The organism is Sandaracinobacteroides saxicola (assembly GCF_014117445.1).
In the GTDB taxonomy this organism is placed as follows: Bacteria; Pseudomonadota; Alphaproteobacteria; order Sphingomonadales; family Sphingomonadaceae; genus Sandaracinobacteroides_A; species Sandaracinobacteroides_A saxicola.
Genome location: NZ_CP059851.1, coordinates 1,556,793 through 1,577,689, shown reverse-complemented (window position 1 = coordinate 1,577,689; position 20,897 = coordinate 1,556,793). Strand labels below are relative to the sequence as shown.

The window sequence follows — 20,897 nt, the reverse complement described above, 5'->3', positions numbered from 1 at the left end:
TTCATTTGCCCGGCCGCATCGCTAGGTTATACCGGACAAGAGGACCGGAATGACCAAAGTCAGCAGCACCGACGGCAAGAACATCCTGTATTGCAGCTTCTGCGGCAAGAGCCAGCACGAGGTCAAAAAGCTCATCGCCGGCCCCACCGTCTTCATCTGCGATGAATGCGTCGACCTCTGCAACGACATCATCCGGGAGGAAACCAAGGGCGCCCTGGTCAAGACCAAGGACGGCGTCCCCACCCCCCGCGAAATCTGCAAGGTGCTCGACGATTACGTCATCGGCCAGTCGCATGCCAAGCGCGTGCTCTCGGTGGCGGTCCACAACCATTACAAGCGCCTCGCCCACGGCGGCAAGGGTGCCGAGGTCGAGCTCGCCAAGTCCAACATCCTGCTCGTCGGCCCCACCGGCTGCGGCAAGACCCTGCTCGCCCAGACGCTGGCCAAGACCTTCGACGTCCCCTTCACCGTCGCCGACGCGACGACCCTGACCGAGGCCGGCTATGTCGGCGAAGACGTCGAGAACATCATCCTGAAACTGCTGCAGGCCAGCGACTACAATGTCGAACGCGCCCAGCGCGGCATCGTCTACATCGACGAGATCGACAAGATCAGCCGCAAGGCGGACAACCCCTCGATCACCCGCGATGTCTCGGGGGAGGGCGTCCAGCAGGCGCTCCTGAAGATCATGGAAGGCACCACCGCCAGCGTCCCGCCCCAGGGTGGCCGCAAGCATCCGCAGCAGGAGTTCCTGCAGGTCGATACCACCAACATCCTCTTCATCTGCGGCGGCGCCTTCAGCGGCCTCGACCGCATCATCGGCGACCGGCTGCAGGGCAAGTCCATCGGCTTCGGCGCCCATGTCGCCGCGCCCGATGAACGCCGCGTCGGTGACCTGCTGCGCCAGTGCGAGCCCGAGGACCTGCTGAAGTTCGGCCTGATCCCCGAATTCATCGGCCGCCTCCCCGTCATCGCCACGCTGGAGGACCTCGACGAGCCGGCGCTGATCAAGATCCTTACCGAGCCGAAGAATGCGCTGGCCAAGCAATATGCCAGCCTGTTCCAGCTCGAGGGCGTGAAACTGACCTTCGAGGGCGACGCCCTCTCCGCCATCGCCAAGCGCGCCATCGAACGCAAGACCGGCGCCCGCGGGCTTCGTTCCATCATGGAGGCGATCCTGCTCGACACCATGTTCGAACTGCCGGGCACGGACGACATCCAGTCCGTCATCGTCGACGGCGACGTCGTCCACGGCAAGAAACCCCCCGTCCGCATCGCGCCGATCGACAAGGCAGCCTGACGGGACGACACTGGAATTGGGAAAGTGGTGGACGCGGCAAGGATTGAACTTGCGACCCCTGCGATGTCAACACAGTGCTCTACCACTGAGCTACGCGTCCACGGGAGCCGTCCCCTAGCGAAGCATGCCGGGCGATGCAAGCCTCAGCCGGCGGGCGACAGTCGAATGATCCGCCCGGCCGCCTCGTCGGTCAGCACATAGATCAACCCGTCCGGCCCGACCCGCACATCCCGCACCCGGGCATTGATCCCGATCCGCGTCTGGCCGGTGACAACGCCCTGGCCATTCACCACTATTCGCCGCACGTCCTGGCTCAGCAGGCCGCCGGCAAGGATATTGCCGTCCCACCCCTTGAACGCCTGACCCCGATACACCGCCAGTCCCGACGGCGCGATCGCCCGCTGCCACACCAGCGCCGGGTCGGCCATGCCCGGCCGGCTGCGTTCCTTGCTGATCTCCGGTCCCCAATATTCCTTGCTGTGCGTCACCAGCGGCCAGCCATAGTTGCTGCCGGCCTTCAGCAGGTTCAGCTCATCGCCGCCCCGCGCCCCATGCTCCGTGGCCCAGATGAAGCCGGTCCTGTCGTCCCGAACCAGCCCCTGGATGTTGCGGTGACCCAGGGTCCAGACGCGGGCATCGCCGGCCTTGCTGCCGCCCGTCGCCTTGCCATCGGCGGTCAGGCGCAACACCTTCCCGAACAGGGCCGCGGGATTCTGCGCCTGCTTGCGGATGAAGTCATCGCCCAGCCGCACCGGCGGATTGCCGCCATCGCCCACGCTCATCAGCAAGGTGCCATCCGCCATCCAGCTCAACCGGCTGCCGAAATGCTGCCCGCCGCGCTTGGCGGCATTGGACAGCAGCACCGTCACATTACGCAACTGCGTGCCATCCAGCCGTCCCCGCACCAGTTGCGTCTGGTTGGCATCCGGCGTCCCGGCGCTCAGCGTCAGGTAAACGAGCCCGTTGCGGGCGAAATCGGGATGCAGGCTCACATCCATCAGCCCGCCCTGGCCATGCGCCAGAACGGGTGGCAGGCCGGCAATGGGCGTCGGATCGAGCGTTCCGTCGGCACGGATCAGCCGCAGCCGCCCGGGCCGCTCCGTCACCAGCGCCCGGCCATCGGGCAGGAAGGCCAGTGCCCAGGGATGCTCCAGCCCCTGCACCCAGACACTGCGCTGGACGCCGGCCTCGGCATGCGGGTCATCAGGATCGAAATCGCGGCACGCCGCGGGCGCGGCAACGACAAGGGCGAGGGCTGCAATAAGATGTTTCATTGCCGCAATGTGGTTGCGCCGGGGCACCGGTCAACCCCAGGGCGGCACATTTGCACGGCTGGCGTGTTGCAGTAGGGTAGGGACAGGAGATCAGCCATGCGCCTCGACGGACAACGCGAAAGCAGCAACATCGAAGACCGCCGCGGCGAGGGGGGGTTTGGTCTGGGCAGCGGCGACCAGCAACTCGGCGGTTTCGGCGGTCGCGGGGGTGGTGGCGGACTGATCGGCATGCTGCTGCCGCTCATCCTGTCAAAATTCGGCATCGGCGGGGTGGTGGTGCTCGGCATCCTCTACCTGGTGATGGGCGGTCTTGGCGGTGGCGGCGGGCAGGGCGTGCCATCGCCCGTCCAGTCCACGCCGCCGCCGGGGGCACCGGCGGCGGCGTCCCTGACCAGCGGCACGGACCGGTTCGTGGCGCAGGTGCTGGGCAGCACCGAGGACACCTGGAGCACCATCTTTCAGGAGCGCGGCCAGCGCTATCCCGCGCCGAAACTGGTGCTGTTCTCCGGGCGGATCAGTTCGGCCTGCGGCTCCGCCAGCAGCGCCACCGGCCCCTTCTATTGCCCCGGTGACCGCAAGGTCTATCTCGACACCAGCTTCTTCGATGAGCTGGGCCAGCGCTTCGGCGCGCCCGGCGATTTCGCCGCCGCTTACGTGATTGCGCATGAGGTCGGCCACCATATCCAGACGGTGCTGGGCATCAACGAGCAGGTGCGAAAGGCGCAGGCGCGGGCCAGCGAGACGGCCGGCAACGCGCTCCAGGTCAAGATGGAGCTGCAGGCGGATTGCCTCGCCGGCGTCTGGGCCAGCCGCAACCGCAGCCTGCTGGACGAAGGCGATTTCGCCGAAGGCGTGCGCGCCGCAGAAGCCATCGGTGACGACACGCTGCAACGCCAGGCGACCGGCACCGTACGGCCCGACAGCTTCACCCACGGCAGCAGCGAACAGCGTGTCGCCTGGCTGACGCGCGGCTTCCAGTCGGGCAATATGGATAGCTGCGACACCTTCAGCGCCGCCAGGCTGTAACGCTCAGTGCGTGCGGGTCAGTTCCCGCATCGCCTTGTCGAGACCGTCGAGTGTCAGCGGATACATGCGGTTGTTCATGATGCCGCGCATCATCTGCAGTGATTGCCCGTGCGTCCAATGCTGTTCCGGTATCGGGTTCAGCCAGACGGCGCTGTGATAGACATCCAGGATGCGCCGCATCCACACCTCGCCCGATTCCTCATTCCAATGCTCGACGCTGCCGCCCGGATAGTTGATCTCATAGGGGCTCATCGAGGCATCGCCGACGAAGATGATCTTATAGTCGTGGGGAAATTTGTGCATGATCTCGCTGGTCGGGGTGCGTTCGGACCAGCGCCGCTTGTTGTCTTTCCACATCGCCTCATAAACGCAATTGTGAAAGTAAAAGAACTCCATATGCTTGAATTCGGTGCGCGCCGCTGAAAACAGCTCCTCGCACAGCTTGATATAGGGGTCCATGCTGCCGCCGACGTCGAACAGCAGCAGCAGCTTCACGGCGTTGTGCCGTTCCGGGCGCATGACGATGTCGAGATAGGCCTTTTTCGCGGTGCCCTTGATCGTCGCGTCCAGGTCCAGCTCTTCCGCCGCGCCTTCGCGGGCGAAGCGCCGCAGCCGCCGCAGCGCGACCTTGATGTTGCGCGTGCCCAGTTCGCGTTCCGAATCCAGATTCTTGAAATCGCGCTTGTCCCACACCTTGATCGCCCGGCCATGCCGGCCTTCGTCCTGGCCAATGCGGATGCCTTCGGGATTGTACCCATGCGCGCCAAACGGACTGGTGCCGCCGGTGCCGATCCACTTGTTGCCGCCCTGATGCCGCTTTTCCTGCTCTTCCAGGCGCTTCTTCAGCGTCTCCATGATCTCTTCCCAACTGCCGAGGGATTTGATCTTTTCCATTTCCTCTTGGGAAAGATAGAGTTCGGCGACCTTCCGCAGCCACTCTTCCGGAATCTCGGCCGCGCCGGTTTCCAGGGTGGTTTCGATGCCCTTGAAGGTCTTGGCGAACACCTGATCGAAGCGGTCGAGATGCGCTTCGTCCTTCACATAGACGCTGCGTGAGAGGTAGTAGAAGTCATCGATGCGCCGCTCGATGATGTCGGCCTTCAACGCCTCCAGCAGCATCAGATGCTCTTTCAGCGAGACAGGAAGCCGGGCGCTGCGCAGCGCATCGAAGAAATCAAGAAACATGAGGCAGACCCTAGGCTGAAGCGGCCATGGGGAAAACTGGCAAGGCGGGGAGGGCGCTCAGCCTGCTTTCGTCGTATGTGCCAGCTTGATCCGGGTGCTGCCGTCCCTGGCTTCGATCCCCAGCGCCACACTCGTCCTGCCTTTGTTGGCGATGACGACGCGGGCGATCTCGTCATCCGTCGTCGCACTGACCATCGGCGTGATGCCGGCCGCCTTGAAACGACCGTCATAGAAAGCAGCGACCTTTGCCGGCGGGTCGGAGGTGATCATCGTCAGTTCGGTCTTCATCTTGCCGTCCTTGGCTTCGGTCTCCGTCTTGGTGACCGTGGCGCCAGGATAGGCAGGCGCCACTGCCGGCAGGTCGACAGCAACCTTCATGCTTGATTCCGCAGTGTCGCCCGCGATCGCCACCGCGACCGTCTTGCCATTCTCGCTGGCATTGATGCGCAGTCCGTCCTTGGCGTCGACGGTGACGCTGGAATGGCCGGTGTCCGACTTTTCGCAACCGGCAAACAGCAGGAGGGCAGCGAGGGGGAAGAGCAGTTTCATCGACGGTTCCTGTCATTGATAGGAGTGGCGGCCCATCCCCTCAGAGGGCTTTGAAGAGCATGCCGCGTCAGCACCGGGACGGCAAGTCTGTTGAAGGGATCAGGGCATGGGCGAATTTGAAGGCAAGTCGGTGCTCGTGACCGGCGGCAGCCAGGGCATCGGGCTGGCCTGTGCGCGCGCCTTCGCAGCGGCCGGAGCCCGCGTCACCATGACCGGCACGCGCGCCTCCGCCGGTGATTATGAGGAGGATCTGTCCGGCTTTGATTATGTCCGTGCTGATTTTTCAGAGGGCGGCACGGGAGACAGGGTGGCCCAGGCCGCCGGTCCGCTCGACGTGCTGGTGAACAATGCCGGCACCGGGCGGGCGGATGAATATTCGGATGCAGGCTTCCGGGCGGTCATCGACGTCAACCTCAACGCCGTGATGGCGCTCAGCCTTGCCTGCCACCCTGGATTGAAGGCGAAGCGGGGGTGCATCGTCAACATGGGGTCGCTGTCGAGCTTTCTGGCGTTGCGGGAAACGCCGGCCTACACCGCGTCGAAGGCCGGTCTTTTGGGGCTGACCCGCGCGCTTGCCGACAAATGGGCGCCGGACGGCATTCGGGTCAATCTGGTGGCGCCAGGCTTCATCCGCACCCGGATGACCAGCGGCATGCGGGTCGACGCCGGTTATGAAGGACGACTGCTGAAGGCGGTTCCCATGCGGCGCTGGGGCGAGCCCGCAGAAATCGCCGGGCCGGTCATGTTCCTCGCCTCGAGCGCGGCAAGCTACATTACGGGCCAGAGCATCAGCATCGATGGGGGGTTGATGTTGCGATAAGACGCAACGAGACCATTTTCCTCATCAGCGGGTGCTGACCAAGGCATCGCGCGTCGCGGCCTCCACATCATCCACGGCGGCCTTGTTGCCCGCCTCGGTTGTGGCCGTGTCGGCATTCGGTCCGCGCTCTCTGTCGCCGCAAGCGGTCAACAGCAGCAGCATGATGATCCACGGCTTCATCTGTCATGCCTCTCACAAGTCGCGATTGCCCTGTTGCCCGACGCCGGTGTTACATGCCGGCGCAGCCGACGAAAAGGGGATGTGGCGGTGACGGTCTTGTCGAGCAGCTTGTCGCTGGCCTGCGGAACCGTGCTGACCAATCGCATTGCAAAATCGGCCATGACAGAGGGCCTGGCCGATGCGTCCAACCGGGCGACGGCGGACCACGCCAGACTCTATCGTCGCTGGGCCGAGGGGGGTCTTGGCCTGGCGATCACCGGGAATGTGCAGGTCGACCGTGCCCATCTGGAACGGCCGGGCAATGTCGCCATCGCCGGCGCGCAGGATCGGGAGGCACGCGGACGGCTGCGGGACTGGGCGGCAGCCGGCAGCGTGAATGGATGCAGTTTGTGGATGCAGCTCAGCCATGCCGGTCGGCAAACGCCGATCACGGTGAATCCCCGCCCGAAGGCGGCAAGTGCGGTCCCCGTGGCATTGCCGGGCAAGCAGTTCGGCACGCCGGAAGCGCTGACCGGGGCGGAGATCGCCGAACTGGTCGGGCGCTTCGCAACCGCGGCAGCCGAGGCGCGCGAAGCGGGCTTTGCCGGCGTGCAGCTCCATGCGGCGCATGGCTATCTGCTGTCCGGTTTTCTGTCGCCCCTCGCCAATGTCCGCACCGACGAGTGGGGCGGGTCGCTGGAGAACCGCGCGCGTTTCCTGCTGGAGGTCGTTCGCGCCGTACGCTCCGCGACCGGACGGGATTTCGGGGTCGCGGTGAAGCTGAACAGCGCGGATTTCCAACGCGGTGGTTTCGGCATCGAGGAATCCACTCAGGTCGCCCGTTGGCTGGAAGTGGAAGGCATCGATTTCCTGGAAGTCAGCGGTGGGAATTACGAGCAGCCCCGAATGATGGATTCCGATGGCCTGACGCCGGGCGAGGCACGTTCGGCGCGACGGGAGGCATATTTTCTGCAGGAAGCAACGCGACTGAGGGCGGCGGTTGCCACCCCTCTGATGGTGACCGGCGGTTTCCGCAGTGCTGCCGGCATGACGGCGGCGCTCGCTGACCAGGCTTGCGACCTGGTGGGTGTTGCAAGGCCGCTGTGTGTCGATCCTTCCGGCCCCAACCGCCTTTTGGCCGATCCGCAGGCAATGCTGCCGTCCCCGGAGTCGACGCTGCGGCTTGGCCCGGGCTGGCTGTCCGCGCGTTCGCCATTCCCGCTTATCAAGATGCTCAATGGTTTTGGGGTGCAGGCGTGGTTTTGTCTGCAGCTGCTGCGGCTGGCGGCGGGGGAGGCGCCGGATCACTCGTTGCCGGTGTGGCGGGCGCTGGGCCGTTATCAGGCACGGGAGACGGCGATGGCGACGGCGCTGGTTCGCTGAGTTCCTCATCGTCGATCTGGGGCGGGCTTCCGTCGTAGAGTTCGCGTGTCCGCAGTTGCAGCCAGGCGGAGCGGACGGTCGCATATTCGTCGGCACTGCCCCGCAGCAGGCTCCCGCCGCCACTGTCCTCCAGCCGGTTACGGATGTTGACGATGCGGATTCCCAGTTTGAACCAGCGTTCCTGCCGGCTGAGCAAGGCGTTGGCAGCCAGGTCAGACGGATCGGCGAAGAAATCGACTCCAAAGCCGAAGCCGTCACGCACGGTGCTTGGTCCCAGGAAGGGAATGACCAGATAGGGTCCGGAACCCACGCCCCACACCGTGAGCGTCTGGCCGAAATCATGTTTTTCTTCCGGCAGACCCATGTCGGTGGCATGATCCGCCAAACCGCCAACGCCAAGGACAGTGTTGATCAGCAGCCGGTCAAGGGCGCGAAACGCGCTCTTGATCTTGCCCTGTGCGATGGAATTGGCGGCATTGGTGGGCTCGCCGGCGTTGCTGTAGAATCCGCTGATGCCGCGGCGGGCCGCGCCGGGAATGACGGCGCGATAGACTTTGACGACCGGGCGACCGAGAATGCGATCGAATTCGCTGTTGAAGCGATAGATCGAGCGGTTGGTGTTCTCCCACGGATCCGTAGCGGCATAGGTGAGATCGGCGGCTTTGGTGAAGCGGGGGCTTTGGGACGGGGTACTGGCACAGGCGGTCAGCAACATCAGCGGAACAAACAGAAACAGACGCATCGCGAACCTCTTCCCTCCCGCTAAGCCGATGCGCCGGACGATGCAAGCCAAGGACAGGCATGCCGCTTGCATTGACTTGATATAAAGACTTGTTTAAGTCTTGAAACATGCAGCGCGCACTGGATATCCTGTCGGCATTGGCGGATCCCACGCGCCTGAAGATTATGCTGTTGCTTCGTGACATCGAGCTGGCGATGGGCGAGCTGGCGGATATCCTGGGGCAATCGCAGCCGCGCGTGTCCCGCCATGTGCGCATCCTGGCGGAGGCCGGGCTGGTGCGGCGGCAGAAGGAAGGGGCCTGGGTATTTGTTTCCCTGGGCGCCAATGTCGCCTTCGAGCCGCTTTACGCGCTGATCGATGCGCTGCTTGTGGGAAAAGAGACCATCACGGTCGAATTGCAGCGGCTGAGCGCCGTGCGCCAGCTGCGCCAGAAGGCGGCGGACCAGTGGTTTGCCGACAATGCCGCTGAATGGGATCATATGCGGCAGCTTCAGGGTGCCGATACCGAGGTTGATGCGGCGATCCTGGCGGCGGTCAAGGCGGGCAGGGTTGGGCGCTTCCTGGACGTCGGCACCGGCACCGGCCGCATGTTGGAGCGCATCGCGCCGCTGGCGGACAGTTCGATCGGAATCGACCGTTCCCCCGACATGCTGCGCATGGCGCGTGCAACGCTGGATGCCGCCGGCAGCCCGTCGGCGGGCGTGCGGCAGGCGGATATGGGTGCGCTGCCGTTCGAGTCCGGCACCTTTGATACATTGCTGATGAACCACGTGCTGCATTTTGCCGACGATCCCGCGGCCATTATTGCCGAGGCCGCCCGCGTCGTGGCGGCGGGCGGACGATTGCTGGTGGTGGACTTCGCCTCCCACGAGCAGGAGGAACTGCGGACGCGCTTTCGGCACATACGCCTGGGATTCGAAAGCGAGTCCATATTGCGCTGGATGTCCGCGGCCGGCTTGTCGGGCCGGGAGGTGGGCAGCTTTGCCGGCCCGTCGCTCACCGTGAAACTGTGGGAAGGAACAAGATCATGACCTTGTCGCTGGCGGCGATGGGAGAGGCGGCGCGCGCGGTCAACGCGCCGCTGTTTGCCGATGTTCCGGGCGATATCGCCGTGAGTTTCGAGTTCTTCCCGCCCAAGACGGAGGCCATGGCGGCGACGCTGTGGGCCAGCGTGGAAACATTGGCGCCGCTGCGGCCCCGCTTTGTTTCGGTGACCTATGGGGCCGGCGGATCAACCCGCGAACGCACGCACGGGACGGTGGAGCGGATTGCCCGCACCACCGCCATTCCCGTTGCGGCGCACCTGACCTGCGTGAACGCCACCCGCGGGGAGATTGATGCGGTGGCCGATCAATATTGGGAGGCCGGTGTGCGTCATGTGGTGGCGCTGCGCGGTGACCCACCGGGGGGGCAGGCGCGCTTTTCGCCGACCGAGGACGGTTATCGCGACGCCGCCGAGCTGACCGCCGGACTGGTGGCGCGGCATCCCTTCGAGGTGTCGGTCGGCGCCTATCCCGAGGTGCATCCCGAAGCCGCCAACGCGACAAGCGATCTGGCGCATCTGAAGCGCAAGCTGGATGCCGGTGCCACCCGCGCCATCACCCAGTTCTTTTTTGAACCCGAGACATTTTTCCGTTTTCGTGACCGCGCGGCCGCGGCCGGCATCACCGCGGAGCTGACGCCCGGGATCATGCCGGTGGTCAACTATGCCTCTCTGGTGCGGATGGCGGGCATGGTGGGCACCTCGATTCCCGCCTGGCTGGGGCGGTTGTTCGACGGGCTGGATGCGCATCCCGAAGCGCGCCAACTGGTGGCGGCGACGATCGCTGCCGAAATGGTGCGGCGGCTTTATGCCGGGGGGGTGCGGCATTTTCATTTCTACACTTTGAATCGGGCGGAGCTGGCTTTCGCGATCTGTCACCTGTTGGGCGTCCGTGCCGACAGCATTGAAAATCAGGTGGCGGCATGAGCGTCCGGGCACGTTTCGCGGCTGCGCTGGCGGCCGGCATCGTCATAAAGGATGGTCCTTATGGTACCGCCATTCAGGGGTTGGGGCTGGGAGAGGCCGATTACCGTGGCAACCTGTCGGTCAATCATGACCAGAAGGGCAACAACGACATCCTGAACCTGACGCGGCCCGATGACGTGGCCGGGGTCTGCCGGGCCTATATTGAGGCGGGCGCGGTGCTGTTGGCCACCAACACGTTCAACGCCAATGCCATCAGCCAGGCGGACTATGGCCTGGAAAACCGGGTGCGGGACATCAATCTGGCGGCGGCGCGCATCATCCGCGGCGAAGTGGATGCGGCACGCGCCCGCGACGGGGTTGATCGTTTCGTTGCTGGTTCCTTGGGGCCAACGAACAAGACGTTGTCGCTCTCGCCGAAGGTGGAGGATCCCGGCTTTCGCGAGGTGGACTTCGACGGAGTCAAGGCCGTCTATCGCGAGCAGATCGATGCGCTGCTGGACGGCGGCGTGGATTTCATCCTGATCGAAACCGTGTTCGACACGCTGAATGCCAAGGCCGCGGCTTTTGCCGCCGCGGAAGCCGGCGAGGCGCGCGGCGTGGATGTGCCGGTGATGCTGTCGATGACACTGACCGATCTGGCCGGCCGCAATCTCAGCGGGCAGACGGTGGAAGCATTCTGGACCAGTGTCATGCACGCAAAACCGGTGACGGTCGGCTTGAACTGCTCGTTCGGCGCGACCGAATTGCGACCGCATGTGCAGGCCTTGAGCGCGCTCGCCGATGCGCCCTTGATGGTCTATCCCAACGCCGGGCTGCCCAACGCGTTCGGCGACTATGATGAACTTCCGGAAACCACGGCGGCATTGATCCGTGACTGGGCGGAGCAGGGGTTGATCAATGCCATCGGCGGATGTTGCGGCACGACGCCCGCGCACATCGCCGCCATGGCACACGCGGTCCGCGACCTGCCGCCGCGCAAGATACCCGAGGCGGCGCCGCTGTTGCGCCTGTCCGGCCTGGAGGCGTTTGCATTCGCATGAGCACTGCACGGTTCATCAACATCGGCGAACGGACCAATGTGACCGGTTCGGCCCGGTTCAAGAAGCTGATCATGGCCGGCGATTTCACCACCGCGCTGGAGGTCGCGCGGGAGCAGGTGGAGGCCGGCGCGCAGATCATCGACGTCAACATGGACGAAGGGCTTCTGGACAGCGAGGCGGCGATGGTCACCTTTCTGAAGCTGCTGGCTGCCGAGCCTGACATCGCCCGCGTACCGCTGATGATCGACAGCTCGAAATTCCCCATCATCGAAGCCGGGCTGAAATGCGTGGCCGGCAAGGCGGTGGTGAACAGCATCAGCATGAAGGAAGGCGAAGCGGCCTTCCTGGTGCAGGCCCGCACCTGTCGGCGCTATGGCGCGGCCATGGTGGTGATGGCCTTTGACGAGGCCGGCCAGGCCGATACGGCCGCGCGGAAACTGGAAATCTGCGCCCGTGCCTATGACCTGCTGGTGGCGGACGGCACCAATCCCGCGGACATCATCTTCGATCCGAACATCTTCGCGGTGGCGACGGGGATCGAGGAGCATGACCGCTATGCGCTGGATTTCATCGAGGCGTGCCGTGCGATCAAGGCGCGCTGTCCGCACGCGCGCATCTCCGGCGGCCTGTCGAACCTGAGCTTTGCGTTCCGCGGCAATGAGGCCGTGCGGCGCGCCATGCACAGCGTGTTTTTGTACCATGCGATCCCTGCGGGACTGGACATGGCGATCGTGAATGCCGGCCAACTGGATGTCTATGACCTGCTCGACCCGGACCTGCGCGATGCCTGCGAGGATGTCGTGCTGGCGCGCCGGCCGGATGCTACGGACCGGCTGATCGCCTTGTCCGGGCGTTTCAGCAACCAAGGACAGGTGATTGAAAAGGAAGCCGATGCCTGGCGGTCATGGTCCGTCGACAAGAGGCTGGAGCATGCGCTTGTCAAGGGAATCGATGCCTTCGCCGTCGAGGATGCCGAGGAGGCGCGACAGATGTTCGCCCGGCCGATCGAGGTCATCGAAGGCCCGCTGATGGCGGGCATGAATGTGGTGGGCGACCTGTTCGCGACGGGCAAGATGTTCCTGCCGCAGGTGGTGAAGTCGGCGCGGGTGATGAAAAAGGCCGTGGCCCATCTGGTGCCCTATATCGAAGCGGAGAAGGAGGAGGGGGCCAAGGCCAAGGGGCGCATCGTGATGGCCACCGTGAAGGGCGATGTGCACGATATCGGCAAGAATATCGTCGGCGTCGTGCTCCAGTGCAACAACTTCGACGTCATTGACCTGGGCGTGATGGTACCGTGGGCGACGATCCTGGACACGGCGCGTCGGGAAAACGCCGACATGATCGGCCTTTCGGGCCTGATCACGCCATCACTCGACGAAATGGTGACTGTCGCAAGCGAGATGCAGCGGGCGGGCATGACGATGCCGCTGTTGATTGGTGGGGCGACGACCAGCAAGGTCCATACCGCACTGCGCATTGATACCGCCTATGACGGTCCCGTGGTGCATGTGCTTGATGCCAGCCGCGCGGTCGGCGTGGCGTCGACCCTGACGTCGGATACGTTATGTGACGATTATGTGAGTGACACCAAGGCGGAATATGAAACCATTCGCTTGAAGCGCAAAGGCGGGGAGAGCGCCCTGCAGCCCCTGTCCGTCGCCCGGGAGAATGGTTTTCGCATCGATTGGGCGGCGCAACCGCCGGTGCCTCCGCTGCAAACGGGGCGGTTCACTTTCGAGGACTATCCGCTGCAGGCATTGGTGCCGTTCATCGACTGGACGCCATTTTTCCGGGCGTGGGAGTTGCACGGCACCTATCCGGCGATCCTGGACGATGCGGTTGTCGGCGAATCCGCGCGGGCGCTCTGGGCGGATGCGCAGACGATGCTGGAAAAGCTGGTGTCGGAAAAGTGGCTGGTGGCAAAGGGCGTCGCGGCGATCTGGCCGGCGCGTCGCGACGGCGATGACATATTGGTCTATGCGGACGCGAAGCGGGCCGACCCGGTCGCGCGGTTGCCGATGCTTCGGCAACAGGTCGCGAAGCGGGAAGGCCGGGCGAACCTTTGCCTGGCGGACTTTCTTTCGCCCGAAGCGGACTGGCTGGGGGGTTTCGCGGTCACGACCGGCCATGGGATTGACGCCAAGTTGCAGGAATTCTCCGCAAATCACGACGATTACAGCGATATCCTGTTGAAGGCGCTGGCTGATCGGTTGGCAGAGGCCTTTGCCGAGGCATTGCATTTTCGGGTGCGGACCGAGCTATGGGGGTATGAGCCGGACGCAACGCCCGACCATGCGGGCCTGATCCGGGAACAATATCAGGGCATCCGCCCGGCACCAGGCTATCCGGCATGCCCAGACCACAGCTTGAAACCGCTCCTGTTCGACTTGTTGGCGGCCGAAGCGGCGACGGGCATTTCGCTGACGGAAAGCTTTGCCATGTGGCCCACCGCGGCGGTCAGCGGCTTCTATTTCGCCCACCCGCAAGCGGCCTATTTCGGCGTGGCGCGGGTGGGTGAAGACCAATTGCTTGATTATGCCCCACGCCGCGGGGTTGAGCTGGACCAGGCGCGTGCCTGGCTGCGGCCAAATCTGGACTGAACAATCGGGGCTGCCGCTTGCGCGGCAGCCCCGGTTCCTTTCCCGAAAGATCGGCCGCGTTATTGCGGCGGGGTGGTCGGGGGCGTCGTGGTGGCCGGCGGGGTCGGCGCGGTCGCGTCGGGCGCCGGGGTCACCATCGGCTGGCCCGGCGGCGTCGGTGTCGCCGGAACCACGGCCGGATCGGCCGGCGGCGCTGGTGCGGTGGTTTGCGCCGCCTCTGCCGGCGGTGACGTGCCGTCCTTCTTTTTGCCGGGGTCCGCCAAAGCTGGCGAAGCGACGATGAAGACGGCAGCCATGGCGCCGACGACCGTGAAAGTTTTGCGAACAGGCATCAGATACTCCTTGCACGCCCCCTGCTCTTCGGTGTGGTCGCCCGGCCATGACAGGGATGCAAGTGTTCCGCGATGGACGGTGCTGTTGCGGGGGCGGATGGTCCAAACAACCGGATCACGGCATGATCATGGACAAAAACTATAGTGCACTCAGAGGGTTATTGCGAGTCCAGCGCCAGAAGGGGATGGTCGTTGGCGTGCCGAGGAGATGCTGTTGCACGGTGTCGAGTACTGCCCGGGTGACGGTAGGCAGGTCAAGGGCACGACATTCCGAAAGTGTGAACCAGGCGAGCTGATCCAATTCACCGTTGCCGACAGGGGACAGGCTGGTCAGGTTCGCGGCATCGGCGAGGAAGAAGCGCGCATCGAAGCGTTTGTGACGCGCGGGCGGCGTGATCGCTCGGGCGATAAAACGCAGGTCGGCCAGCCGCGGCCGGTGCCCCATGAGAAAATGACGCCATTCGCCGCGTGAGTGAAATGGCGGCGATGGCGTGCCCAGAACGAGACCGGTTTCCTCGAACAACTCGCGGATGGCGGTAAGCGCCAGGGCACGCGCAAAATGTGGCGTTTCGCCGAGATCGGCGATGGTCCGTGGCGAAAGATCGTCAACCAATGGAACGCGATAGTCGGACGGATGGATGCGCCCGCCGGGGAAAACCCATTTGTTCGGCATGAAATCATGCCCGCCGGAGCGGCGGCCCAGCAGGATGCGATGCTTTTCACCATCGCGGCGCACGAGGATCAGCGTGGCGGCATTTTTCGGGCGAACGGCGCGGCTGGCGTTGCCGGCCATGGGGGCAGTGTCGATCATGCGCTGCTTCTGCGCAGGGCGGGGCGGGCGCGGTAGCTGGTGAAATGGCGATGCAGACCGCTGTTGCCGTGATGCTAGGCTGCCGCACAAGGGAGATCGATGTGGCCAGGCGGGGCTGGAGATGGGCGGGCGGAGCGGTAGCGGGGCTGTTGCTGGCGGCAATGCTGTGGGAACCGCTGAGCGTTGCCCAACCGGAGGCCGCGCCGCGCCAATCCTATGATGTGACCATCACACGCGATCGTTATGGCGTACCGCACATCGTCGGGCGTCGCGATGCCGATGTCGGCTATGGACTGGCCTGGGCGCATGCAGAGGATGATTTCACCACCCTGCAGGAGGTGTTTGCCAGCGTGCGGGGGCGCAGTGGCGCGCTGCTCGGGCCGGAGGGGGCGAAGCTGGATGTCGCGCTGGAGCTTACCCGGGCGCGGGCGGTGGCGACGCGTGATTGGCCAAAGCTTCCGGCTGACCTGCGTGCGCTGATCCTGGCCTATGCGCAGGGCCTGAATGACTATGCAGCGCAGCATCCGGCCGAGGTTCGCCTGCGGCAGCTGTTTCCCGTGACCGGCGAGGATGTGGTGGCGGGGTTCGTGCTGCGGTCGCCCTTTTTCTTTGGGTTGGACCGGGTGCTGGCGCCCCTCAGCGAAGGAAGATTGCCGCCGCGCGATGCCGAGCCGGTGAAGCCGGGCGAGAGCAGCACCGATACCCGGCCTGTCGAGATGAAAGGCAGCAATGCCTTTGCCGTCACGGGCCGCCGCAGCGGCGATGGCGTGACGCGACTGATCGTCAATTCGCACCAGCCCTGGACCGGCCCCGTCGCCTGGTGGGAGGTGGTGGTGCATTCGGGGGAGGGCTGGGATTTCGCCGGCGCGTTGTTTCCCGGCGCGCCCTATCCGCTGCTGGGGCATAATCGCACGCTGGGTTGGGCCAATACCGTCAACCGGCCCGATCTGATCGATGTCTATCGCCTGACGGTGAACGGCGCTGGCAGCGCCTATCGCCTCGACGGGCGTTGGGTGGCGTTCGAATCGAAAATGCTTTGGCTTAAGGTGCGGTTCGGACCGTTCGTTCTGCCGGTGCCGCACCGCGTGAAACGAAGCATCCACGGCCCGGCCTTCGAAACACCACAGGGGCAGTTTGCGATACGCTATGCGGGCCAGGGCGAAAGCGGCAATGTCGAACAATATTACCGGCTCAACCGGGCCCGCGATTTCGCCGAATGGCGCGCGGCGATGGCGAAGCAGGGGGTGGTCGCCACGAATTTCGTCTATGCCGATGCCGCCGGGCATATCGCGTTTTTTTACAATGCCAAATTCCCCGACCGTGCGCCTGGCTATGATTGGCGGGGCATCGTGCCGGGCGACACGTCGAAGACGCTGTGGACGCGCTATCGGCCGTTCACCGCCGTGCCGGCCCTGATCGATCCGGTGCCGGGCTGGGTGGCGAACAGCAACAATACGCCTTTTGTGGCGACCGCCGCCGGCAGCAATCTGCGGCGGGCGGACTTTGCGCCGGAACTGGGCATCGAAACCTATATGACCAATCGGGCGTGGCGCTTCGGCGAATTGCTGGCAGACCCCGGCCCGATCGACCGGGATCGGCTGCTTCGCACCAAGTTCGACAAGGGCTACAGTCGCAGCGGGTGGGCTGGCGTTTGGATGGCGAAGTTGCTGGGTGTGGACGCTGCGAGAGATGGCGACATCGCCGCGGCCCAGGCCCTGTTGCGGACCTGGGACTGGACATTGGACGGCATCGGATCAGCGGATTCGCTGGCGGCGCTGCTGATCGGCGAAGGCGTGCGCAAGGTCTATCGTGGCGATCCCCTGCCCGAACCGCGGGCCGCCCTGGTGGATGTTGTCGCCTTTCTAAGAAGCAACTGGCAGCGACTCGACCCGCCCTATGCCGAGTTGGCGCGCGTGCGCCGCGGGAAAAGCGATGTTTCGATCAGCGGTGGCCCGGACGCCCTGCGGGCCTATTACTGGCGGCGCACGCCCGATGGCCGACTGGCGGGGTTCAATGGTGACAGTTTCATCATGCTGGTGGAATGGGATCCGGATGGGCGGGTGCGGTCGCAAAGCGTCCAGCCGTTCGGCAGCGCCATCGAGCGGCCGAAAAGCGTACATTATGCCGACCAGAGCCGGCTTTTCGCCGCCGAGAAGTGGAAGCCGGTGCTGTTCGACGCGCGCGACCTGGCGGCACAGGGCGGAACGCCCTATCGGCCGGGGTAGCATCGCACGCATGCCATGCCTATGAGGACGGGATGACGATCCATCTGCATGAGGGTGATCTGCCCGCCGATATCTTCGCCCCGGGCGCCGCGCTGGCTGTCGATACCGAAACATTGGGGTTGAACCCGCTGCGCGACCGCCTGTGCCTGTTGCAGATTGCCGATGGGCGCGGGGATGAGCATCTGGTGCGCTTTCCGGCAGGCTATGACGCCCCCAACCTGCAGGCGGTGCTGGCCGATCCAGCGCGGTTGAAGCTATATCATTTCGCGCGTTTCGATGTGGCGGTGATCGCCCATTATCTGCATGTGACCGCGGCACCGCTGTTCTGCACCAAGGTGGCGAGCAGGCTGGTGCGCACCTATACCGACCGCCACGGATTGAAGGATCTTGTCCGCGAACTGCTGGCGGTTGATATCAGCAAGGCACAACAAAGCTCTGATTGGGCAGCAGAAACGCTGAGCGAAGCGCAGAAGGACTACGCCGCCTCCGATGTCCGCTACCTGCACCGCATGCACGCCATTCTGGTTGAGCGGCTGGCGCGCGACGGCCGTACCGAGGTGGCACAGGCAATGTTCGATTTCCTGCCCTGGCGCGCCAGGCTCGACCTGATGGGCTGGCCGGATACCGACCTGTTCGCGCACGCCTGATGACGGAGCTTGCGGCCGCGCAACGGAACCGGCGCCGCGTCGCGGCGATGCCCGGCGGCACGCGCGACCGGATGGTTGCCGTCGCCAAGCTGGGCTTCCCGCTGGCGGCCATCTTCGTCTTGGGCCTGCTGCTGGCGCTGCCGCTGTTCAACGCGCAGGAGTTCAGTTTCCTGCTGTCGAAGGACAGCGCGGGGCAGGCGAACGAACGCATGCGGATCGAACAGGCGATGTATCGCGGCGAAACCAGCGACGGCAAACCGTTCGAGATCAGCGCGGCCGACGCGGTGCAAAAGACCAGCGATACGCCGGTGGTGATGCTGAAGACGTTGCGTGCGCGGGTGCAGGACAACGAAGGGCCGGCGACGGTGACGGCGCCGGCGGGGCTCTATGACATGGACAGCGATGTCGTGGAGGTCAGCGGCCCGGTGAAGCTGGACAGTGCAAGCGGTTTCGCGCTCGACAGCGACACGGTACAGGTCAATCTGCGTGGGCGGACGGTCACCACGAAAAAGCCCGTCACCGGTCGCCTGCCGATGGGCACTTTCGCGGCGAACAGCCTGTACGCCGACATCCAGGGCAAACGAGTCGTGCTGGAGGGCAATGCCCGCTTGCGGATCATCCCGGCGCGCGGCAGGGGAGCGGCATGATGAGACTGGTGATGATGCTGTGTGCCATGGCGGCGATGCCGCTGTCCGCGCAGGGGACATCGGCGTTGCGTGGTCATGACAGCAGCGCGCCGATCGATGTCGATGCGCAGCGGATCGAGGTGCTGGATGCCGCCAACCAGGCGATCTTCACCGGCAAGGTACGCGTGCGGCAGGCAAAGATGACGCTGGACGCCAACCGCATCAAGGTCAGCTATACCCGGCCCGCGAACGGCGATCCGGTCATCCGCCGGCTCGATGCCGATGGTGCGGTGCGGCTGGTGACGCCCAGCGAACAGGCGACCGGCAGGTTTGGGATTTACGACGTGGAAAATCGGCTGGTCACACTTGTGGGGGACGTCACGCTGGCGCAGGGGGCGTCGAACCTGCGCGGCAACCGTCTGTCGATCGACCTGCGGTCCGGACGTTCGACGATGGACGGGCAGGGTGGCCGCGTGACCGGTCGCTTTACCGTGGCGCCGCGCAAGACGAACTGAAGCCCCTTTCCAGCAGCCAGGCTTTCACGATCGTAACGGCCTCCGCCAGCTTGTCCGGCTGGAAGGCATAATAATGCGTCGCGCCTTTGATCTCATGCATCACCTTGTCGGTGGCGGCAACCGCGTCGAACAGCCGGTGGGTGTGGCTGGGGGTGCAGGCGTCGTCGGCGCTGTTGCCCACGACCAGTGTTGGGATATGGCAGGCGGCACCACAGCTCAGCCCGTCGGCGCGCGACGTGTCATAGCCCCATTGGCTGAGCCAGGAGCGCAGCGTGGCGTACCGGCCAAGGCCCCCCGGCGAATCGTTGATCAGCCGCGGGTCGCCCAGATAGCATTGGCCGGGCACCCGGTCGTTCGGGTCGATGGTGGGGTCCAGCCAGCGCGGGTCTGCCATCGTGCCGTGGACGATGAAGGCCTGCTCGGCATGGTCGCCGTGGGCGGCCTTCACCGTCGCCAGCTGCGCCTGCGCCCAGGCGGTGATGCGCCGGTTGCGGGCGACCTGCCGCTGCCGGAACTCGGTCACCCATTGGGCAGGGTAGGGCGCGCTTGCCGGCGGCGGGCTGGCGTAAAGGTTCCAGGCCGGATCGCGGACGAGCGGGTTCGCCTCGTCGATGATCGACGGATCCAGCCATTCGGTCAGCGTGCCCGCGCGGCTGATGTGGGCGGCCAGCAGCATCATGCCATCGACGGGGGTCAGCGTGGAGAGATCGACGGGGTCACCCGCCGGCGTGCCGGTGAGACGGACGACTGCCGTTGCCTGCTGCTGATAGAAGAGCGCAAGGCTGCCGCCGCCGCTCCAGCCGCCCAGTATGATGCGCCTGTAACCAAGCGTCTCGCGGGCATAACTCACCCAGTGTCCCAGATCGACCAGCACCTTTTCCATGATCAGGGCATTGTCATTGTTCGGATAGCGCGAGACCGCGGTCAGGCAATGCACCCCGGCGGCGGCAAGCGCGCCCGGCAGCGGCAGATAGTGCATGATGCCCATCGGGTGCATGAAGATGACGAGGGTATCGGACGGCGAGTCGGGCTTGAGATGGTGGGCTTGCAGCCCGACAAGGCCGGCGATGCCGCCATAGGTATCGCGGACGGTCACGGGTTCCTGGAAGACGGTGAGCAGCGGGATGCGGGCAAAACTCATGCAGCAATCCCGAGCGCCTCACGCGCCTTGCGCGCGGTCCAGGCGTTGATCATGGCGCGCGCCTTTCTGGCATCCTCCTCGAGGATCGCGTCGTGCGCCGCCACGCGCGTGGTGATTTCCAGGGGCAGGCCGTTCGGATCATAGAAATAAACAGACTGCACGAAACCATGGTCGATCGGGCCGAAGCAGGGCACGCCTTCCGCGTTCAGCCGGTCGCGCCAGGCGAGCAGCGTCGCCTCGTCTTCCGCTTCGAACGCGACATGGCGGTCGAAGCCATGCACGGGCTTGAACTCCCCGGCGCTTTTGGGCGCATCGAAGAAAGCGATGAAATTGCCGTCCGCCATGCGAAAGAACAGGTGGACGAAGGGGTTGTAGGTTCCGGTTCCCGGTTCATGATCCTCCTGCACCACCGCGGCGAGCGGCAGGCCCAGCCTGTCCTCGTAGAAGGCGCGCGTTTCCTCGGCATCGCGGCAGCGATAGGCGCTGTGGTGGATGCCTTTCAGATTGTCGCCCATGTCTTCTCTCCGTAACCTGCGCCATCGACAGGAGACTT

At 64.9% G+C, this 20,897-nt stretch carries 20 protein-coding genes, 1 tRNA gene and 1 pseudogene; 12 read left to right on the top strand and 10 right to left on the bottom strand.

Annotation, left to right across the window (positions count from 1 at the left end):
* The first annotated feature begins 49 nt into the window (after positions 1–49).
* Entirely contained in the window at positions 50–1,300 is a 1,251-nt protein-coding gene (gene clpX / locus H3309_RS07865) for an ATP-dependent Clp protease ATP-binding subunit ClpX (protein ID WP_182298204.1), read from the top strand.
* 25 nt (positions 1,301–1,325) lie between these two features.
* Here clpX and H3309_RS07860 read toward each other — a convergent pair.
* Both H3309_RS07860 and H3309_RS07855 read right to left on the bottom strand, forming a co-directional pair.
* Positions 1,326–1,400 (bottom strand) — tRNA-Val (locus tag H3309_RS07860).
* Positions 1,401–1,443: 43 nt separating this feature from the next.
* The gene (locus tag H3309_RS07855; RefSeq protein ID WP_182298203.1) at positions 1,444–2,574 is read right to left on the bottom strand and encodes a PQQ-dependent sugar dehydrogenase; all 1,131 of its coding nucleotides are present in this window, start codon (positions 2,572–2,574) and stop codon (positions 1,444–1,446) included.
* Positions 2,575–2,670: 96 nt separating this feature from the next.
* Between H3309_RS07855 and ypfJ the strand changes: the two genes are divergently transcribed.
* Positions 2,671–3,600 (top strand): KPN_02809 family neutral zinc metallopeptidase, encoded by a 930-nt coding sequence (ypfJ, locus tag H3309_RS07850; protein WP_182298202.1) that lies wholly within the window; start codon positions 2,671–2,673, stop codon positions 3,598–3,600.
* Between the two features lie 3 nt (positions 3,601–3,603).
* On the opposite strand, the gene H3309_RS07845 is transcribed toward ypfJ, so the two are convergent.
* Together H3309_RS07845 and H3309_RS07840 are read right to left on the bottom strand one after the other, a co-directional pair.
* On the bottom strand, positions 3,604–4,785 hold the full coding sequence (locus H3309_RS07845) for a vWA domain-containing protein (protein ID WP_182298201.1): 1,182 nt from the start codon (positions 4,783–4,785) through the stop codon (positions 3,604–3,606).
* Between the two features lie 57 nt (positions 4,786–4,842).
* A complete protein-coding gene (locus H3309_RS07840) occupies positions 4,843–5,334 on the bottom strand; it encodes a hypothetical protein (protein WP_182298200.1) in 492 nt (163 codons plus the stop codon).
* A gap of 106 nt (positions 5,335–5,440) precedes the next feature.
* Here H3309_RS07840 and H3309_RS07835 point away from each other — a divergent pair, with 106 nt between their 5' ends.
* Positions 5,441–6,154, top strand: coding sequence for an SDR family NAD(P)-dependent oxidoreductase (locus H3309_RS07835; protein ID WP_182298199.1), 714 nt, complete (start codon positions 5,441–5,443; stop codon positions 6,152–6,154).
* A 24-nt stretch (positions 6,155–6,178) separates the two neighbouring features.
* On the opposite strand, the gene H3309_RS07830 is transcribed toward H3309_RS07835, so the two are convergent.
* The gene (locus H3309_RS07830) at positions 6,179–6,334 is read right to left on the bottom strand and encodes a hypothetical protein (protein WP_182298198.1); all 156 of its coding nucleotides are present in this window, start codon (positions 6,332–6,334) and stop codon (positions 6,179–6,181) included.
* Between the two features lie 81 nt (positions 6,335–6,415).
* Between H3309_RS07830 and H3309_RS07825 the strand changes: the two genes are divergently transcribed.
* Positions 6,416–7,696, top strand: a complete 1,281-nt coding sequence (locus tag H3309_RS07825) for an NADH:flavin oxidoreductase/NADH oxidase family protein (RefSeq protein WP_182298197.1) — start codon at positions 6,416–6,418, stop codon at positions 7,694–7,696.
* 106 nt (positions 7,697–7,802) lie between these two features.
* On the opposite strand, the pseudogene H3309_RS17245 reads toward H3309_RS07825, so the two are convergent.
* Positions 7,803–8,411: pseudogene (locus H3309_RS17245) on the bottom strand (MlaA family lipoprotein); the annotation flags it as partial.
* 134 nt (positions 8,412–8,545) lie between these two features.
* On the opposite strand from H3309_RS17245, the gene H3309_RS07820 reads away from it, so the two are divergent.
* Genes H3309_RS07820 through metH form a run of 4 tightly spaced genes read left to right on the top strand, consistent with a single transcriptional unit; the run spans position 8,546 to position 14,047 of the window.
* Entirely contained in the window at positions 8,546–9,469 is a 924-nt protein-coding gene (locus H3309_RS07820) for an ArsR/SmtB family transcription factor (protein WP_182298196.1), read from the top strand.
* Complete coding sequence (gene metF / locus H3309_RS07815; protein ID WP_182298195.1) at positions 9,466–10,407, top strand: methylenetetrahydrofolate reductase [NAD(P)H]; 942 nt, start codon at positions 9,466–9,468, stop codon at positions 10,405–10,407. Before H3309_RS07820 ends, metF begins: the two co-directional genes overlap by 4 nt.
* Positions 10,404–11,447, top strand: a complete 1,044-nt coding sequence (locus H3309_RS07810; RefSeq protein ID WP_182298194.1) for a homocysteine S-methyltransferase family protein — start codon at positions 10,404–10,406, stop codon at positions 11,445–11,447. The genes metF and H3309_RS07810 overlap by 4 nt, the downstream gene beginning before the upstream one ends.
* The gene (metH, locus tag H3309_RS07805) at positions 11,444–14,047 is read left to right on the top strand and encodes a methionine synthase (RefSeq protein ID WP_182298193.1); all 2,604 of its coding nucleotides are present in this window, start codon (positions 11,444–11,446) and stop codon (positions 14,045–14,047) included. Before H3309_RS07810 ends, metH begins: the two co-directional genes overlap by 4 nt.
* 59 nt (positions 14,048–14,106) lie before the next feature.
* Here metH and H3309_RS07800 read toward each other — a convergent pair whose 3' ends face one another.
* Together H3309_RS07800 and H3309_RS07795 are read right to left on the bottom strand one after the other, a co-directional pair.
* Positions 14,107–14,379: a hypothetical protein gene (locus tag H3309_RS07800; protein ID WP_182298192.1), complete on the bottom strand. Its 273-nt coding sequence runs from the start codon at positions 14,377–14,379 to the stop codon at positions 14,107–14,109.
* Positions 14,380–14,518: 139 nt separating this feature from the next.
* Positions 14,519–15,190 carry an NUDIX hydrolase gene (locus H3309_RS07795; RefSeq protein WP_182298191.1) on the bottom strand — a complete coding sequence of 224 codons (672 nt, stop codon included), beginning with the start codon at positions 15,188–15,190 and terminating at the stop codon, positions 14,519–14,521.
* Between the two features lie 221 nt (positions 15,191–15,411).
* On the opposite strand from H3309_RS07795, the gene H3309_RS07790 reads away from it, so the two are divergent.
* From H3309_RS07790 to H3309_RS07775, 4 genes are read left to right on the top strand one after another with little or no spacing between them, the layout of a single operon-like run.
* On the top strand, positions 15,412–17,415 hold the full coding sequence (locus H3309_RS07790; protein ID WP_243453879.1) for a penicillin acylase family protein: 2,004 nt from the start codon (positions 15,412–15,414) through the stop codon (positions 17,413–17,415).
* Between the two features lie 32 nt (positions 17,416–17,447).
* The gene (locus H3309_RS07785) at positions 17,448–18,062 is read left to right on the top strand and encodes a ribonuclease D (protein ID WP_182298190.1); all 615 of its coding nucleotides are present in this window, start codon (positions 17,448–17,450) and stop codon (positions 18,060–18,062) included.
* A complete protein-coding gene (lptC, locus tag H3309_RS07780; protein WP_182298189.1) occupies positions 18,062–18,709 on the top strand; it encodes an LPS export ABC transporter periplasmic protein LptC in 648 nt (215 codons plus the stop codon). The genes H3309_RS07785 and lptC overlap by 1 nt, the downstream gene beginning before the upstream one ends.
* A complete protein-coding gene (locus tag H3309_RS07775) occupies positions 18,706–19,203 on the top strand; it encodes an LptA/OstA family protein (RefSeq protein WP_182298188.1) in 498 nt (165 codons plus the stop codon). Before lptC ends, H3309_RS07775 begins: the two co-directional genes overlap by 4 nt.
* Here H3309_RS07775 and H3309_RS07770 read toward each other — a convergent pair.
* Positions 19,175–20,344: an alpha/beta fold hydrolase gene (locus tag H3309_RS07770; protein ID WP_182298187.1), complete on the bottom strand. Its 1,170-nt coding sequence runs from the start codon at positions 20,342–20,344 to the stop codon at positions 19,175–19,177. The genes H3309_RS07775 and H3309_RS07770 overlap by 29 nt on opposite strands.
* Positions 20,341–20,859 (bottom strand): VOC family protein, encoded by a 519-nt coding sequence (locus H3309_RS07765; protein ID WP_182298186.1) that lies wholly within the window; start codon positions 20,857–20,859, stop codon positions 20,341–20,343. The genes H3309_RS07770 and H3309_RS07765 overlap by 4 nt, the downstream gene beginning before the upstream one ends.
* Positions 20,860–20,897 lie beyond the last annotated feature (38 nt).

Coding starts and splice junctions, on each gene's coding strand:
- clpX (WP_182298204.1), top strand. CDS start 50: ATGACCAAAGTCAGCAGCACCGACGGCAAGAACATCCTGTATTGCAGC.
- H3309_RS07855 (WP_182298203.1), bottom strand. CDS start 2,574: ATGAAACATCTTATTGCAGCCCTCGCCCTTGTCGTTGCCGCGCCCGCG.
- ypfJ (WP_182298202.1), top strand. CDS start 2,671: ATGCGCCTCGACGGACAACGCGAAAGCAGCAACATCGAAGACCGCCGC.
- H3309_RS07845 (WP_182298201.1), bottom strand. CDS start 4,785: ATGTTTCTTGATTTCTTCGATGCGCTGCGCAGCGCCCGGCTTCCTGTC.
- H3309_RS07840 (WP_182298200.1), bottom strand. CDS start 5,334: ATGAAACTGCTCTTCCCCCTCGCTGCCCTCCTGCTGTTTGCCGGTTGC.
- H3309_RS07835 (WP_182298199.1), top strand. CDS start 5,441: ATGGGCGAATTTGAAGGCAAGTCGGTGCTCGTGACCGGCGGCAGCCAG.
- H3309_RS07830 (WP_182298198.1), bottom strand. CDS start 6,334: ATGAAGCCGTGGATCATCATGCTGCTGCTGTTGACCGCTTGCGGCGAC.
- H3309_RS07820 (WP_182298196.1), top strand. CDS start 8,546: ATGCAGCGCGCACTGGATATCCTGTCGGCATTGGCGGATCCCACGCGC.
- metF (WP_182298195.1), top strand. CDS start 9,466: ATGACCTTGTCGCTGGCGGCGATGGGAGAGGCGGCGCGCGCGGTCAAC.
- H3309_RS07810 (WP_182298194.1), top strand. CDS start 10,404: ATGAGCGTCCGGGCACGTTTCGCGGCTGCGCTGGCGGCCGGCATCGTC.
- metH (WP_182298193.1), top strand. CDS start 11,444: ATGAGCACTGCACGGTTCATCAACATCGGCGAACGGACCAATGTGACC.
- H3309_RS07800 (WP_182298192.1), bottom strand. CDS start 14,379: ATGCCTGTTCGCAAAACTTTCACGGTCGTCGGCGCCATGGCTGCCGTC.
- H3309_RS07795 (WP_182298191.1), bottom strand. CDS start 15,190: ATGATCGACACTGCCCCCATGGCCGGCAACGCCAGCCGCGCCGTTCGC.
- H3309_RS07785 (WP_182298190.1), top strand. CDS start 17,448: ATGACGATCCATCTGCATGAGGGTGATCTGCCCGCCGATATCTTCGCC.
- lptC (WP_182298189.1), top strand. CDS start 18,062: ATGACGGAGCTTGCGGCCGCGCAACGGAACCGGCGCCGCGTCGCGGCG.
- H3309_RS07775 (WP_182298188.1), top strand. CDS start 18,706: ATGATGAGACTGGTGATGATGCTGTGTGCCATGGCGGCGATGCCGCTG.
- H3309_RS07770 (WP_182298187.1), bottom strand. CDS start 20,344: ATGAGTTTTGCCCGCATCCCGCTGCTCACCGTCTTCCAGGAACCCGTG.
- H3309_RS07765 (WP_182298186.1), bottom strand. CDS start 20,859: ATGGGCGACAATCTGAAAGGCATCCACCACAGCGCCTATCGCTGCCGC.